The sequence below is a fragment of the Streptomyces sp. NPDC036984 genome, assembly GCF_055607665.1.
In genome coordinates, this window is the sequence record NZ_JBVJRL010000014.1 from 148,962 (window position 1) to 164,115 (window position 15,154).

The window sequence follows — 15,154 nt, forward strand, 5'->3', positions numbered from 1 at the left end:
ATATGGTCACAATCCCGGCATATGTTCAGCTTGTCGGCAGCGGTTGCGCGTCCCGGCGCACCAGGGCCGCATACCGGCCGTCCCGCTCCAGAAGTTCCTCGTGCGTGCCGCGTTCGGCGACCCGTCCGGAGTCCAGCACCACGATCTGATCGGCGCTTCGAATCGTGGACAGGCGATGGGCGATGGTGATCGTCGTGCGGTCGGCCGACAGCGCGTCGATGGCCTCCTGGACGGCGGCTTCCGTGCGGGTGTCCAGCGCGCTCGTCGCCTCGTCCAGGACGAGGACCGGCGGATCGCGCAGGATCGTGCGGGCTATCGCCAGGCGCTGCTTCTCGCCGCCGGAGAAGCGGTGGCCGCGTTCGCCGACGATCGTGTCGTAGCCGTCGGGCAGCGTGGCTATGTGGTCGTGGATCTGCGCCGCCTTGGCCGCCGCGTGCACCTCGGCGTCGGTGGCGTCGGGCTTGGCGAAGCGCAGGTTGTCGGCGACGGAGGCGTGGAAGAGGTACGTCTCCTGCGAGACGACGCCGACCGCGCGCGCGAGGGTGTCGAAATCGAGGTCGCGGACGTCGACCCCGTCCAGAGTGACGCGGCCCCCGGTGACGTCGTACAGGCGCGGCACCAGATAGCCGAGCGTGGACTTGCCGGCGCCGGTCGGACCGACGACGGCGAGGCTGCTGCCGGCGGGGACGGTGACGTCGACGCCGTCGAGAACGGGGCCGCCCTTGTCGTCGTAGCGGAACTCGACGTCCTCGAACCGGACTTCGCCCTTGATCCGGTCGAGGCGGACCGGCTGCTCGCGCTCGGTGATGTCGATCGGCAGGTCCAGGTACTCGAAGATGCGCTGGAAGAGCGCGAGCGAGGTCTGGATCTGGACGCCGGTCGCCAGCAGGCTCACGGCCGGGCGGAACAGGCCCTGCTGGAGCGAGACGAAGGCGACGATCGTACCGAGCGAGACCTGGGGGCCGCCGAACTGGAGGGCCAGGCCGGCGGTCCAGTAGATGACGGCGGGCAGCGCGGCCATGACGACGGTGATCACGGCCATGCGCCAGCGCCCGGCCATGTTCGACCTGACCTCCAGGTCGACCAGGCGCTCGGACTCCGCGGCGAAGGACGCGGTCAGCGAGTCGGAGCGGCCCATGGTGCGGCCGAGCAGGATGCCGCTGACCGAGAGCGACTCGGTGACCGTGGCCGCCATCGCGGCCATCTGTTTCTGCCGCTCGGTGGTGATCTTCTTGCGTTCGTTGCCGACGCGGCGGCTGATCCACACGAACACCGGCAGCAGGAGCAGCGAGACGATCGTCAGCCGCCAGTCCAGGGCGATCATGGCGACGATCGTGGCGACCACGCTGGTGGCGTTGGAGACCAGGGAGGTGGCGGTGGAGGTGACGGTGGCCTGCATGCCACCGATGTCGTTGGCGATGCGGGACTGCACCTCGCCGGTGCGGGTGCGGGTGAAGAAGGCGAGCGACATGCGCTGGAGGCGGCCGTAGACCGCGGTGCGCAGGTCGTGCATGACCCGCTGGCCGACGGTCGTCGAGATCAGCGTCTGGAGCACGCCGAAGACGCCGGCCAGGAGGGCACTGAGGATCATGCCGAGCGCCAGCAGGCTCAGCAGGCCGGTGCGGCCCTGCGGGATCGCGACGTCGAGCGTCTCCTTCAGCAGGAACGGCGTGGCCACCGAGACCAGCGACGAGGCGCCGACGAGCAGGCCGACGACGGCCAGCCGCCCGCGGTAGGGACGGAAGAGCCGCAGGATGCGGCGCACCTGCCGGGGCTGCTCGCCGGCATCGGCAGGTGGTGTCCAGGAGGGTTCACGGTCGGGATGCATGGGCTCCTACGGAGGCGAACGGGGGCCGGCCGGAGAACGGCCGACGCCAGCTGACTGATCGTAGCTCATTGTTACCTATACTCACAATGAACAGCATCCTGATATTGTTCCCGCATGACCACCCCCGATCCCGACGGCCTGCTCGCCGAGCAGTTGCTACGGCTCACCCGCCGGGTGCACCGCATCCAGAAACGCCATCTGGAAGAGCGCGAGCTGGGCGTCACTCCGGCCCAGTCCCGGCTGCTGCGCACGCTCGCGCACTACGCCTCGCCCCCGCGCATGGCCGACCTGGCCGAGCGCCTGGAGGTCGTACCCCGCGCGGTGACGACGCTGGTCGACGGGCTGGAGACGAGCGGCAAGGTGCGGCGGGTGGCGGATCCGGCGAACCGGCGCGTGACCCGGATCGAGCTGACGCACGAGGGGCGCGCGACCCTGCGCGAACTGCGCGGTGTCCGCCGCTCGGCGGCCGAGGAGATACTGGCCCCGCTGACGGAGAAGGAGCGCCAGGTGCTCGGCGTGCTGCTGGACACGCTGATCGACGGGGAGAGCGTCCAGCGCTGCTGACGTACGCGGCCCCCGCTCCCGGAGCGAGAGCGGGGGCCGCGTACGGAGCGCGGCGGACGTCGGCCGGCCCATGGGGCCACCGCGGGCGCCGCCGGACTCAGCAGCGGCGGCGGTCCTCCGTCAGCACTCCCTGAACCGTCGTCAGCGAACGGTCGTGGCAACCGTCCGAGCCGAAGAGGCGGTAGCGCTCGGTGGACGTGCCGACCGCGTGCCGCTGGTCGCGCGGGACGTTGACCGTGTACGCGGCGTCGCCGCTGTAGGTGTCGTCCAGCCGGGACCACGCGGTGCGCCGGCCGCCCTCGCGTGTCACCGCCGTCGCCCGGTCGCCGAGGGTCAGCACGGTGCGCAGCCGGTCGTCGGAGCCGAGGGTGGTGGCACCGTTCACGGTGTACGTCCGGTGCGCGTGCGTGGTCCGCGCGGGGCCCTGGCCGGCGATCGTGACCTGCTCGTCGTCGGCCCAGGTCGCGTCGAGCCCGTCCGTGTTCTCGCCGTCGGTCCAGCGGTGGACGGAGGAGTTGGCGAGCGTGCGGGTGACGGTGGTGGTCACGCGCCCGTGCGAGGTGTCGAGGTAGCCGGAGACGGTGAGCCGGTGCCCGGCCTCGGTGTGCACGCGGTTCTCCGGACCGGGCGTGAAGGTGGAGGAGTTCGCGATGTCGGTGGCCTTGTCCTCGGTGAGCGCTCCCGTGACGTGGGACCGGTGCGCGTCCTGCCACACCAGTACGTTCACCGGGACACTCCAGCCCGACTGGCCCGCGGGCACGCCGACGACGGACACCTCGACACGGTGCGGACGGCCGTCGTTGAGCAGGCCGGCGAAGGGCGTGAGGTCGTACTCGACGGGCCGCACGTCGAAGGCTCGCGGGGCAGGGAGGACATACCAGAGGAACGGGTTGGACCAGCCGCCCGTCCACACGTTCGGGAACGGCGCCGCGATGCCGGCGAGCCGGCCGTCGACGGTGATCTGCACCTCGCGGTACGGGCCGTGGTCGGCCTTGCAGGAGTACGACGCGGGGTCGGGCACGGTCAGGTACCAGAACTCCTCGCACCCGCCGCCCGATCCGGTCGCGTACACCTCGGCGACGATCCGTTCGCTGTTGCGCGGGGTGGTGAGGGTCGCGCCGGTGGACGTGTCGGCGAGGGTGAGGACGCGGTCGGGGGCGGGGGTCACCGGGCGTCCCGCGTAGAAGGTCAGGGTGACGTGGACGTCGATGACACCGGTGTATGTCTCGTCGACCACGTTGCCGATCAGCATCTCGACGTCATGCGCACCGTGGAAGGTGTCGCTGTAGCGGGTGACGTCCTTCTCGACGTGCCACTCGATGCCGTCGGGCGAGGGCTCCGGCGTGGAGGTGCGCAGGATCTCGATGCCGCCGACGTGCAGATAGCCGAGCCGGTCGTACTGACGGCCCTTCACCTTGCCGTCCAGACGCAGGACGACCTTGCTCCAGCGGTCGCCGCAGCCCTTGGGGGGCGTGTAGGTGCCGCGGTAGGGCGTGAAGTCGCGGAATCGGGCGTCGGCGAGGGTGACCTGACACGACCTGGTGTGCGGCCGGTCGACGGGCGGTGCCGCGGTCACCGGGTCGTGCCAGTCGGTGCCGAACTCGGCGGGGGCGTCGGCGGCCCCGGCGGTTCCCGTACCGAAGAGCGCGCTCACCAGAAGGGTCGCTCCCGCGAGCATGGACATGACTATCCGTCTACTCATGGCCGGTGTTCTACGGGCAGACGAGCCCGCCCGCAATGACGCCTCGGACAGATCGGCGCGATGAGGACCGTCGCCGCACACCCCGCATCGACACCGCCGAGAGGGACATTTAATGATATAAGTGCACCTTGCTGGCATAGTGCGCTCATGGAGATCATGACCGCCGGCAGCCCAGCGGGACGCACGGCCGCGAGCCGGACTCCCCGCCCCCGCGCCACCCCCGGGACCGTCCGATGAAAGCGACACCCGAGCGGCCCGAGCACCCGGAGTCCCGGTGTCCGCGTCCCCGCCCCGTCCTGCGTGCGTGTCGCGCGTTCTTCGTCCTCGCCTTCACGGGAGCCGTCGCACTCACCGGTGGCGCACTCATCGCCGGTGGCGGCCCGACGGCGCACCAGGGCACCCCCGGCGCCTCGGCCGCCCCGCCCGGCCCGGCCCCCTCCCCCGGCGCGCCGGGCATCGGCGACCCCCTCATGCCGCTCGCCGGCAACGGTGGCTACACCGTCCGCCGTTACACGCTCGACTTCGACTGGCGGGCACCGCGGACACCCTTCGAGGCCGGCGCCACCATCAGCGCCATCGCCACGCAGGCCCTGTCCCGTTTCGACCTCGACTTCGCGGGCAACGCACTGCACCACGTCACCGTCGACGGGACACCGGCCACCGCCGCACGCGACGGCGACGAACTCGTCGTCACCCCCGCGAAGCCGCTGCCCCGCGGCAGCGCGTTCACCGTGCGCGTCACCTACACCGCCGACCCGACGCAGGGACGGCACCGCGACGACGCGATCCAGGACTACGGCTGGGTGCCCACGCCCGACGGCACCATGGTCTGCGCGCAGCCCGACGGCGCCAGAATGGTCTTCCCGGCCAACGACCACCCCAGCCTGCGCGCGCCCATCACCTTCCACATCACCACCCCGCCGGGCCTCAGCGCGGTGGCCAACGGCCGGCTCGTCGGCACCCACCGGCGGCCCGACGGCCGCGTCCGGTGGACGTACGACTCCGAGCAGCCGATCGCGGCGCAGCTGGTCCAGATGGCTATCGGGCGGTTCACGTTCGTCGACAGCAGCGGCCCGCGCGGACTGCCGGTCCGGGACGTGGTTCCGGACGGCCTGGTCGCGGACACCGAGGCGTACCGCTCGCTGACTCCCGAGCACGTGGCCTGGCTGGAACGGCGGCTCGGCCCGTACCCCTTCCGCCGCTACGGTGTGCTGGTCGGGGACACCGACCTGCCGGTGGCGCTGGAGACACAGTCGCTCTCCGTCGTACCGCGCGACGACCTGCTGGGCGACCGGGTCGACGCCGAACGCAATCTGGTCCACGAGCTGACGCACCATTGGACGGGAGACAGCGTCGCCGTCCGGCGTTGGTCCGACCTGTGGCTGAGCGAGGGTCACGCCCGCTTCTACGAACGCCTCTACTCCGACGAGCACGGCGGCATGAGCATGGAATCCATGATGCGGGCGGCGTACGAGCAGCACGACCAGTGGCGTCATGACGAGGGAGCGCCCGCCGAACCGACCGAGGCGACGCTGTTCAAGGTGATGCGCTACGACGGCTCGGCGCTGGTGCTGTACGCGTTGCGGGAGAAGGTCGGCGCGGAGACCTTCGAGCGGATCGAGCGGTCCTGGGTGACCGAGTACCGGGGCCGTACGGCAGGGACCCGGGACTTCATCGCGCTCGCGTCCCGGGTCGCGGGCGAGGATCTGACTCCCTTTCTGACGGCGTGGCTGTACGGCTCGCACACCCCGCCCATGCCGGGCCACCCCGACTGGGACGTGGACCCGGTCGAGGACTGAGCCGGCGCCGACGAGCTCGGCGCCCCGGGAGGCGGAGTCACTGCCGCCGACCGGGTGGCCTCTGCCGGACCGCTGGTCCACCCCGGTGACGCTCGCCACGACGTGGCGCGCCAGGCACGGAAACGTACAAGGGGTGGCCTGACGAACAGCTCCTTTGGGCCTGGTGGCGACGAGCGTGGTTGGGAGAGCCCCCGCAATGAGAAGAACCGTTACTGCACGTGTTCCCGGAGCCATCCGGAGGTGCCGTCGGACGGCTTGTGTGATCGCGGGGGCGGCTCTGCTGCCGCCGCTGCTGATCCTGCCGATGTCCGGCGCCGACGAGACGGCGGACCGGCGTCTCCAGGACGCCTTCACGGACGCCGCGCGCGAGTTCCAGGTGCCACGAAGTGTGCTCATGAGCGTGTCCTACATGCAGTCGCGCTGGGACTCCCACCCGGGCGCGCCCAGCGTCGCGGGCGGCTTCGGGCCCATGCATCTGGTGGACACCGACCGCACCCAGGCCCCGGCACAGACGCAGCAGGCGCCGGACGGCGACCACACCCGGCCAGGCATGGGGGCCGCGGGGGCGGCCGCGGGCATCATGGGTGCCCCGTCCCGTCACGCCGTGCAGCCCGCGGACCTGCGCCACGCGGCACGGCTGATCGGCACCCCGGCCGCACGGCTGCGGACGGACGCCGTCGCCAACGTCCGCGGCGGGGCGGCCGCGCTGGCGGCCACGCAACGCCAACTCGGCAAACCGCTCAGCACCGACCCGGCGGACTGGTGGGAGGCGGTGGCGCGGTTCCCGGGCACGCCTGACGTCACATCAGCCGCGGCGTACGCCGACGACGTGTTCGCCCTGATCCGCCGGGGAGCGCACCGCACCACCGACGAAGGGCAGGACGTCAGTCTCCCCGCCAACCCCCGCGTGCGGCCGCACCCCCACACCCCGCCCGCGCAGGGCCCCCGGCGCTCGAAGGAGGCCGAGTGCCCGGCCGAGCTGGCCTGTGACTGGCTCGGCGCGCCGTACGAGGAGTTCGACGACAGCTACGGCAACCATGACCTGGGCGACCGGCCCAGGGACCAGCCGATCGAGTACATCGTCATCCACGACACCGAGGCGAAACTGCCGAGCATGTTCCAGACGGTGCAGGACCCGACGGAGTCGTCGTGGCACTACTCCATCCGCTCCAGCGACGGCCACGTCACCCAGCACGTCAGAACCAAGGACGAAGCCTGGCACTCCGGCAGCCAGTTCGTGAACGCCCGCTCGATCGGCATCGAACACGAGGGATTCCTCACGCACCCCGGAACCTGGTACACGGAGCGGATGTACCGGGCCTCGGCGCAGCTGGTGCGGTACCTGGCGAAGAAGTACGGCGTCCCGCTCGACCGGCAGCACATCTTCGGCCATGACAACGTGCCCGCCCCGACCGCCGACACCATCCCCGACATGCACGACGACCCCGGTCCCTTCTGGGACTGGCGGCACTACTTCGACCTGCTCGGCGCGCCGCTGCGCGCCACGGCGGGGCCGGACAGCGACATCGTGACCATCCTGCCGGACTTCGCCGGGAACAAGCCGTCGTTCACCGGGTGCAACGGCAGCGGTGTGCCGTGTCCGCCGCACGGCTCCAGCGCCGTCCGCCTCTACTCCGAACCGGACGAGCACGCCCCGCTCATCCAGGACCCCGGCCGCAAGCCGGACGGCGAGGGCTCGACCGAGGACGTCAACGACCTGGGATCGCGCGTCTCGACCGGCCAGACGTTCGCCGTCGCCGACCGCAGGGGCGACTGGACGGCGATCTGGTTCCAGGGGCGGAAGGCGTGGTTCAAGAACCCCAGGAAGCACCCGACCGCAGTCGGTGCGACCGGGCGCATGGTCACGCCGAAGGAGGGCCTGGACGAGATCCCGGTGTTCGGGCGCGCCCTCCCGGAGGAGGACGCCTACCCGGAGGACGTGGACGAGCCGACCGAGTCCCCCCTCCCGTACAGCTTCCGGGCGGGCCAGCGCTATGTGACGCAGGCCGGCGTCGGCAGTTCCTACACCGCCAAGTCCTTCACCGACACACCGAACCCGGTGGTCTGGGGCCGGGAAAGGTACTACGAGATCCAGCTCGGCCACCGGCTGGCGTACGTCCGGGCAAGCGACGTGGACGTGGTGAACGCGACCGCCGTGGCAGGACCGCCCGGACACAAGGCCGGCCCGGCCGAGCGATGACACCGCAGGAGCCGGGGACCGGCCCCGGACGAGAGGGCCGCGCGGCGGAGCGGCTGCCACGCGTCGCCGTCGCTAACCCCGCAGGGTCGCGCTGTCCCCCATCACCACCACCGGATCGCGATCCGGGTCGAGCGTGCGCAGCAGGAACTCCATGGCCTTCCTGGAGACGCTGACGCAGGCCGAGGTGCCGCTGCCGTGGTCCAAATGCAACCAGATGCCGCCGCCCCGGCGCGCGCCCCACGGGCGGGTGGCATCGCGCGGCGGGGTGCCCTTGCGGCGGTTGTAGTCGATGGCGATGACGTAGTCGAAGTCGTGCTGGTGCGCTTCGTCCCACTCGGCCGGCGGCGCGTAGGCGCCCTCGTCGTGGTCGTAGGGCAGCCGGGTGCCCGGGTCGGCGAGCACACCGCCCGCGTCGGTGAGGGTGAACACGCCGACCGGGCTGCGTCCGTCGCCCTCGTGGTGGTCCGTGGTCCAGCCGTGGCGCCCGTTGTGTGCGGCCCACCTGCCCACCGGGCGCCAGTGGGCGCCCTGCCGGGTGTACAGCACGACCCGGGAGTCGGCCGAGTCCGCGCCCGTGCCGTAGACGGCCACGACCTGACGGGAGCCGGCGGGGATCCGGCGGTACATACGGTCGCCGAGGCCCGGGATGCGGGTCGGGTCGGCCGTGGGGGCGGACGATTCGGCGGGGGTCCGCGCGGTCGGGCCGTGGGCGCCCTGCGCGCCGCGGGCGGGGGCGGCGGTGCCGCAGGCGGAGAGGGTCGCGAGGAAGGTGCCGAGGGCCGCCACCGCGACCGTCATGCGCCGCACACTGTCGATCTGCACCCCTCCATGCTGGCACCGCGAACCGGCCAATTGTGCGAACTTTCCGACAATCGCCGTCGCGGGTGATGTGGCTGTGCACGCTTGACGGACGGACGACGGTCTCGACCTTGGGTGTGGCTCGGCTCTGACCGCGGCTCGGCCTGGCTGTGCTTGCCCCCGGACTGCGCCTCGGTCCTGGCTGTGTTCGGTCCTGGCTGTGGCTTGGCCTCGGCTTCGGCTCGGCCCTGGCCGGAACTCGGCGGATTTCGCGGGACGTCGGGGAAAACCGTTTGAAATTCACGACTCTGCGACGCGAACCTTTCACGGCTTGTTGCCGCTCGCCGCCATTCCTCCCCCTGTTCCTCCCCCTGACACGAGCCACTGGGACGTCATGCAGATTCAAGACCTTCCGTACCCCGATCCGGGCGTGCCCGACGCGCGTTCGGGTCCCCGATTCCTGTGGTGGCTCTGGCGCAATCAGCTGGGCGGGCAGCTGAAGTCGCTCGCCTGGGGCCTGCTCCACTTCGTCTCCGTCTCCACCCTGCCCTTCTGCGTCGGTCTCGCGGTGCAGGCGGCCGTCGACCACTCCGGCACCCGGCTCGCCCTGACGGGTGCTCTGATGCTGGTCTGCGGCATCGGCATCGCCGTCGGCGACACCTTCCTGCACCGGACGGCGGTCACCAACTGGATCACGGCCGCCGCCCGCGTCCAGCAACTGCTCGCACGCAAGGCCGCCCAGCTGGGCTCGGCCCTGACCCGGCGGGTGGCCGCCGGCGAGGTGGTGGCCGTCTCCACCGGCGACGTGGAGAAGATCGGCTGGTTCGTCGAGGCCGTCTCGCGCTTCACCGCCGCCGCGCTGACGGTCGTGGTCGTCTGCGTCAGCCTGCTCGTGTACCAGCCGGCCCTCGGCGGCGTCGTCGCCGTGGGCCTGCCCGTCGTGGCGCTCGCGGTGCTGCCCTTGCTGCCGCGGGCGACGCGCCGCGCCGACGTGCAGCGCGAGAAGGCGGGCCGGGCGACCGAGCTGGCCTCGGACACCGTCGCCGGCCTACGGGTGCTGCGCGGCATCGGCGGCGAGGAGCTGTTCCTCGACCGCTACCGCCGGGCCTCCCAGGAGGTACGGCACGCCGCCGTGCGCAGCGCCCGGATGTGGTCGCTGATCTCCGCCGTCCAGGTACTGCTGCCCGGACTGCTGCTGATCGCGGTCGTCTGGCACGGCATCCACCTGGCCCGCCAGGGCCGGATCACGGTCGGCGAACTCGTCACCGTCTACAGCGCGGTCATGATCCTCAACTACCCGCTGCGGCACTTCGAGGAGATCGCCATGGCGTACTCCTTCTCCCGCCCCTCGGCCAAACGCGCGGCCCGCGTGCTGTCGCTGTCCCGGTCCACGGCCACCGACGGCACCCGCGAGGCCGAGGTACCGGGCGGCGACCTGTACGATCCCGCGACCGGTCTGCTGGCTCCGGCCGGCCGGTTCACCGCCGTGGTGTGCGGCGACCCGGACGCGGCGGGCAGGCTCGCCGAGCGGCTGGGCGGCCATCCCACGGAGCCGGGCCGGTCGGTGTTGCTCGGCGGGGTGCCCCTGGACGAACTCCCCCTGGACAGCGCCCGGACCGCCGTCCTCGTCCAGGACAAGGACCCGGTGCTGCTCTCCGGCACGCTGCGCGAGCTGCTCGACGTGCCCGCCTCCGGTGCCGTACGGGCCGCGGACGCGCTGGCGGCAGCGCAGTGCGAGGACGTGCTGGACGCGCTCGTGCAGGGTTCGCTGGACGCCACCGACCCGATGGACGCCCGCATCACCGAACGCGGTCGCTCCCTGTCCGGCGGCCAGCGCCAGCGGCTCGCCCTGGCCCGGTCGCTGATCACCGATCCGGAGGTCCTGGTGCTGGACGAGCCGACCTCCGCCGTCGACTCGCACACCGAGGCCCGGATCGCGGACGGGCTGCGCCGACTGCGGTCGGGGCGGACGACGGTCGTCTTCACCTCCTCTCCGCTGCTGCTCGACCGCGCGGACCGGGTCGCCCTGGTCCATGAGGGCGCGGTGGTGACGGTCGGCCCGCACCGCGAGCTGGTCGACAGCGAGCCCAGGTACCGGGCCGTGGTGACCCGGGAGACCGACGAGGAGTTGGCCGCGGCCGAGGAGGGCATCCTTCTGGACGCGCTCCAGGAGCTGGAAGAGATCGAGGAGAGCGCATGATCGGCGTTGCGCCACCGGCGTACGACCCGGCGGCCCCGACGACCGCCACCACCCTGCCCGTCGGCGCCGCCGCGACCATACGCGCCTACGTCACCGAACTGTTCCGCCGGCATCGCCGGGCCTTCCTGGTGCTCATCGTCGTCAACACGGTGGCCGTGGTCGCCTCCATGGTGGGCCCGTACCTGCTCGGCGGCTTGGTCGAGCGGGTGGCCGACGGCGCCGGGGAGCTTCACCTGGGGCTGACCGCGGGGCTGTTCGTGCTGGCACTGACCGTGCAGGCCGTGTTCGTCCGGCAGGTGCGGCTGCGGGGCGCGATGCTCGGTGAGCGGATGCTGGCGGACCTGCGGGAGGACTTCCTCGTCCGGTCGGTCGGGCTGCCCCCGGGCGTACTGGAACGGGCGGGCACCGGCGACCTGCTCTCCCGTATCACCACCGACATCGACCGGCTGGCCAACGCCATGCGCGAGGCCGTGCCGCAGCTGGCCATCGGTGTCGTGTGGGCCCTGCTGCTGCTCGGCGGGCTCGTCGTGACGGCGCCGCCGCTGGCCGCCGCCGTGCTGCTCGCCGTGCCGGTCCTGGTGATCGGCTGGCGCTGGTACTTCAAGCGGGCGCCGTCCGGCTACCGCTCGGAAGCCGCCGGGTACGCCGCCGTCGCCGCCGCGCTCGCCGAGACCGTGGACGCGGGCCACACCATCGAGGCCCACCGCCTCGGCGCCCGCCGCGTGGCGCTGTCGGAGCAGCGGATCAAGGAATGGACGGCCTGGGAGCGCTACACCCTCTGGCTCCGCTCCGTGCTCTTCCCGGTGATCAACACCGTGCATCTCCTCGTGCTCGGCTCGGTCCTGATGGTCGGCGGTGTGTTCGTCCTCCACGGCTGGATCGGGGTGGGCCAGCTGACCACCGGCGCACTCATCGCGCAGATGCTCGTCGATCCGGTGAACCTGATCCTGCGCTGGTACGACGAGGTACAGGTCGCCCAGGTGTCGCTGGGCCGCCTGGTCGGTGTGCGGGACATCGAGCCGGACGCCGGGGACGCCTCGCTGGCCCCCGACGGGCGGGACGTGCACGCCGACCGGGTGCACTTCGGCTACCGCGAGGGCGTCGACGTGCTGCGCCGCGTCTCCCTGGAGGTCGCGCCGGGCACCCGGCTCGCCCTGGTCGGCCCTTCCGGCGCGGGCAAGTCCACCCTGGGCCGGCTGCTCGCCGGGATCTACACACCCCGGGACGGCCGGATCACCCTGGGCGGGGCGGAACTGTCCCGGATGCCGGCCGAGCGCGTCCGCTCGCATGTCGCCCTCGTCAACCAGGAGCACCACGTCTTCGTGGGCTCCCTGCGCGACAACCTCCTGCTGGCCCTCCCCCACTCCCGGCTTCGCCCGAGCGGGGACACCCCCGTCGGCAGCCACGACGCCGGCAGCCACGACGCCGAGCTGTGGGCGGCCCTGGGCGCGGTCGACGCGGACGGCTGGGCCCGGGCGCTGGACGACGGTCTGGACACCGAGGTCGGCTCCGGCGGCCTGTCCCTTACCCCGGCACAGGCGCAGCAGATCGCGCTGGCCCGGCTGGTGCTGGCCGATCCGCACACGCTGGTCCTGGACGAGGCGACCTCGCTGCTCGACCCGCGTGCGGCCCGCCATCTGGAACGCTCCCTGGCCCGGGTGCTCGACGGCCGCACGGTGGTCGCCATCGCCCACCGCCTGCACACCGCCCACGACGCCGACGTGATCGCCGTCGTGGAGAACGGCCGCATCAGCGAGCTGGGCAGCCACGACGAGCTGGTCGCAGCGGACGGCGCGTACGCGGCACTGTGGCGGTCCTGGCACGGGTGAGGCCGGGGCGGGGCCGACGGGAGCCGTGGCGGTGGCGGTGAGTCCAACGGTGGCGCGGGCGTCGGCGCCGGCGCCGGCGCCGGCGGGGGTGAGTCCGCCGAAGCGGGCGCCGACGCCGGCGGGGGCGTGTCCAGGGATGCCGCTGGCGCCCGCACCGACGGGGAGGAGACCACCGATGCGCGGCTGGACCGGTTGGCCGGGTCGGAGCGGCTGGACCGTCTGGACCGGCCGGCCCGACCGGAGATGATCGCCCCTGCTCCGACGCCCGGTGGGTCCCGTCCGGCCCCGGAGCAGGGGCACGTGCCCACGCCGGGGCTCGTGCCGTTGCGCTGTCCCGAGCAGGGGTGGAAGGCTGGAAAGCGGCACCGGTTCGGGGCGCGCCCGGGAACCGCTCGGTTCACGGCGTGCCGCCCGCGTGCCGGGCGTGCCGACGGCCCGCCGCCTGCTGGGGCGGCACTCGGCCGTCCTCACCACCTGGAGGTAGTCGTGGACAGCGCCGACGGCTGGGGGGACGACGTCTACCAGCCCGATCCCTCGGAGATCCGGGAGGACTCGGGGGTGCTCGACGTCGAGGACACACTGGATTTCGACGGCGTGGCGGACCCCCTCGACCGCGGCTGGTCCCCTCCCGAGCGACCGTGGGCGGTGGAACACACCGGCGTGACAGCGGCCGAACGCCAGGCGGGCGAGACCCTCGACCAGCGGCTCGCCGAGGAGATGCCCGACCTCACCGCGCCCGACGGCGACGGCATCGGCGACTGCGACGGCACGGACGGGGAACTCCTGGACAACGAGGTCGGCAAGTCCCGCTCCGGCCGGCTGGTGGCCCCCGACGAGGGCGCGCACGAGGACGAGGAGGCCGCCCTCGTGGCCACTGATGTCGGCATCGACGGTGCCGCCGCCTCCGCCGAGGAGGCCGCGATGCACATCGTCGACGAGGACTCCCTGCCCGGCTGAGCAGACTGACCCGACCGAGCCGGCCCATCCGGACGACCCCGGCCCGACCGCCCCGCACGAGGAGCCGCGATGCAGCAGGGCAAGCACGCCGACTACCACCCCGTCGTCTTCCGCGACCGCGCCGCCGGATACGCGTTCCTGACCCGGTCGACCTCGCGGAGCGAGCGGACCATCGAGTGGGACGACGGCCAGACCTACCCGGTGATCGACGTGGAGATCTCCTCGGAGAGCCACCCCTTCTCCACGGGCAAGACCCGCACGGTCGACACCGAGGGCCGCATCGCCCGCTTCGAGCGCCGGTACGGCGGGGCGGACGCGGGCGGGGCGACCTGATCCCGGGGACCCCCTCAGATCACATTGAGGGCCGCGGCACAGCCCACTCCCCCGAGCAGCATGAACGCCGGCATCAGCACCTTCAGCTCGACCCAGCTGCCGGCCCGGAACCGCATCGCCTTCGGCGGCCCGATCGGGTACCAGCGCTTGCGGCCCACCGGGATCGGCCACAGGATCGGGCAGCCGGACACCGTCAGCGCGTCCCCGATGTCGTGCACCAGCGCGCCCAGCACGATCGGCAGCCCCAGCCACAGGTACTCCTGCCCGGGCGCGGTGAACAGCCAGTCCGAGCCGTTGCCCGGCTTGTCCAGCACTCCGGCGATGATCCACGCGCTGGTCGCCGCCAGCAGCCAGACCAGGACGTCGCTGCTGGAGCCGCGCGCCGCCCGCCACAGCAGGCCCTCGATCGCGAGCACCATGTGCACGAAGAGGATCGCCAGCACCGCCCAGCGGCCCCCGGTGATCGCCGCGGCGGAGCAGCCGGCACCGATCAGGACCGCCCACAGCCAGGTGTGCGTCAGGGTCCGGTGCCCGCCGGAGCGGCGCGGGTCGCCCTGCTTCCTGGTCGCCTTGTAGGTGGCGTACGACAGCTTGTCCACGATCTCGCAGATCCAGCGCGAGACCGGCCCGAAGGCCCGGGAGATCGTGGCTGCCTTGTGGTCCAGGTCCGGGGCGAGTGCGGCGCCGGCGCAGATCAGGGCGCCGGAGAGGAGGACCGGCCAGGGCATCGCGTGTCCGGCCGCGGCGGCGGCCGCTCCGACGCCCAGCCAGGCCGCGGCCCCCGACAGTGAGTGTGCTGGTCCCATCATGGCCGCTTTCCGCCCCATTCCTCGTGTGCCGCTGTCCAGTTGATCTGGTGCGCTGACGCTGCGTCGGCGACACAGCGTAGCGGCCGTGATCTTCGTACCCGCAGCCGATTCCCCGCTCGGGCGGAAGGCCAGGCA

At 72.4% G+C, this 15,154-nt stretch carries 11 protein-coding genes; 7 read left to right on the top strand and 4 right to left on the bottom strand.

Translation table 11 applies throughout. From position 1 onward, the window contains the following. Positions 1-25: 25 nt before the first annotated feature. The gene (locus tag ACZ7DL_RS24865; protein ID WP_470777155.1) at positions 26-1,828 is read right to left on the bottom strand and encodes an ABC transporter ATP-binding protein; all 1,803 of its coding nucleotides are present in this window, start codon (positions 1,826-1,828) and stop codon (positions 26-28) included. Between the two features lie 114 nt (positions 1,829-1,942). Here ACZ7DL_RS24865 and ACZ7DL_RS24870 point away from each other — a divergent pair, with 114 nt between their 5' ends. Then, positions 1,943-2,392 carry a MarR family winged helix-turn-helix transcriptional regulator gene (locus ACZ7DL_RS24870; protein WP_470777156.1) on the top strand — a complete coding sequence of 150 codons (450 nt, stop codon included), beginning with the start codon at positions 1,943-1,945 and terminating at the stop codon, positions 2,390-2,392. A 97-nt stretch (positions 2,393-2,489) separates the two neighbouring features. Here the strand turns inward: ACZ7DL_RS24870 and ACZ7DL_RS24875 are convergent, their stop codons facing one another. Then, the gene (locus ACZ7DL_RS24875; protein ID WP_470777158.1) at positions 2,490-4,094 is read right to left on the bottom strand and encodes a peptide-N4-asparagine amidase; all 1,605 of its coding nucleotides are present in this window, start codon (positions 4,092-4,094) and stop codon (positions 2,490-2,492) included. 233 nt (positions 4,095-4,327) lie between these two features. Here ACZ7DL_RS24875 and ACZ7DL_RS24880 point away from each other — a divergent pair, with 233 nt between their 5' ends. Both ACZ7DL_RS24880 and ACZ7DL_RS24885 read left to right on the top strand, forming a co-directional pair. Beyond that, complete coding sequence (locus ACZ7DL_RS24880) at positions 4,328-5,893, top strand: M1 family metallopeptidase (RefSeq protein WP_470777160.1); 1,566 nt, start codon at positions 4,328-4,330, stop codon at positions 5,891-5,893. Positions 5,894-6,152: 259 nt separating this feature from the next. Then, positions 6,153-8,093, top strand: a complete 1,941-nt coding sequence (locus ACZ7DL_RS24885) for an N-acetylmuramoyl-L-alanine amidase (protein WP_470777162.1) — start codon at positions 6,153-6,155, stop codon at positions 8,091-8,093. Positions 8,094-8,165: 72 nt separating this feature from the next. Here the strand turns inward: ACZ7DL_RS24885 and ACZ7DL_RS24890 are convergent, their stop codons facing one another. After that, on the bottom strand, positions 8,166-8,915 hold the full coding sequence (locus ACZ7DL_RS24890; protein ID WP_470777164.1) for a L,D-transpeptidase family protein: 750 nt from the start codon (positions 8,913-8,915) through the stop codon (positions 8,166-8,168). A gap of 370 nt (positions 8,916-9,285) precedes the next feature. Between ACZ7DL_RS24890 and ACZ7DL_RS24895 the strand changes: the two genes are divergently transcribed. The 4 genes from ACZ7DL_RS24895 (at position 9,286) to ACZ7DL_RS24910 (ending at position 14,210) form a co-directional block, all read left to right on the top strand. Continuing rightward, complete coding sequence (locus ACZ7DL_RS24895) at positions 9,286-11,091, top strand: ABC transporter transmembrane domain-containing protein (RefSeq protein ID WP_470777166.1); 1,806 nt, start codon at positions 9,286-9,288, stop codon at positions 11,089-11,091. Further along, positions 11,088-12,920: an ABC transporter ATP-binding protein gene (locus tag ACZ7DL_RS24900; RefSeq protein ID WP_470777168.1), complete on the top strand. Its 1,833-nt coding sequence runs from the start codon at positions 11,088-11,090 to the stop codon at positions 12,918-12,920. The genes ACZ7DL_RS24895 and ACZ7DL_RS24900 overlap by 4 nt, the downstream gene beginning before the upstream one ends. A gap of 486 nt (positions 12,921-13,406) precedes the next feature. Next, on the top strand, positions 13,407-13,877 hold the full coding sequence (locus tag ACZ7DL_RS24905; protein WP_470777170.1) for a DUF5709 domain-containing protein: 471 nt from the start codon (positions 13,407-13,409) through the stop codon (positions 13,875-13,877). A 69-nt stretch (positions 13,878-13,946) separates the two neighbouring features. Next, a complete protein-coding gene (locus tag ACZ7DL_RS24910; protein ID WP_470777172.1) occupies positions 13,947-14,210 on the top strand; it encodes a type B 50S ribosomal protein L31 in 264 nt (87 codons plus the stop codon). 14 nt (positions 14,211-14,224) lie between these two features. Here the strand turns inward: ACZ7DL_RS24910 and ACZ7DL_RS24915 are convergent, their stop codons facing one another. Continuing rightward, complete coding sequence (locus tag ACZ7DL_RS24915; RefSeq protein ID WP_470777174.1) at positions 14,225-15,019, bottom strand: metal-dependent hydrolase; 795 nt, start codon at positions 15,017-15,019, stop codon at positions 14,225-14,227. Between the last annotated feature and the right edge of the window lie 135 nt (positions 15,020-15,154).

Excerpts from the sequence above, each read along its gene's own strand:
- ACZ7DL_RS24865 (WP_470777155.1), bottom strand. The coding sequence starts at position 1,828 with ATGCATCCCGACCGTGAACCCTCCTGGACACCACCTGCCGATGCCGGC.
- ACZ7DL_RS24870 (WP_470777156.1), top strand. The coding sequence starts at position 1,943 with ATGACCACCCCCGATCCCGACGGCCTGCTCGCCGAGCAGTTGCTACGG.
- ACZ7DL_RS24875 (WP_470777158.1), bottom strand. The coding sequence starts at position 4,094 with ATGAGTAGACGGATAGTCATGTCCATGCTCGCGGGAGCGACCCTTCTG.
- ACZ7DL_RS24880 (WP_470777160.1), top strand. The coding sequence starts at position 4,328 with ATGAAAGCGACACCCGAGCGGCCCGAGCACCCGGAGTCCCGGTGTCCG.
- ACZ7DL_RS24895 (WP_470777166.1), top strand. The coding sequence starts at position 9,286 with ATGCAGATTCAAGACCTTCCGTACCCCGATCCGGGCGTGCCCGACGCG.
- ACZ7DL_RS24900 (WP_470777168.1), top strand. The coding sequence starts at position 11,088 with ATGATCGGCGTTGCGCCACCGGCGTACGACCCGGCGGCCCCGACGACC.
- ACZ7DL_RS24910 (WP_470777172.1), top strand. The coding sequence starts at position 13,947 with ATGCAGCAGGGCAAGCACGCCGACTACCACCCCGTCGTCTTCCGCGAC.
- ACZ7DL_RS24915 (WP_470777174.1), bottom strand. The coding sequence starts at position 15,019 with ATGATGGGACCAGCACACTCACTGTCGGGGGCCGCGGCCTGGCTGGGC.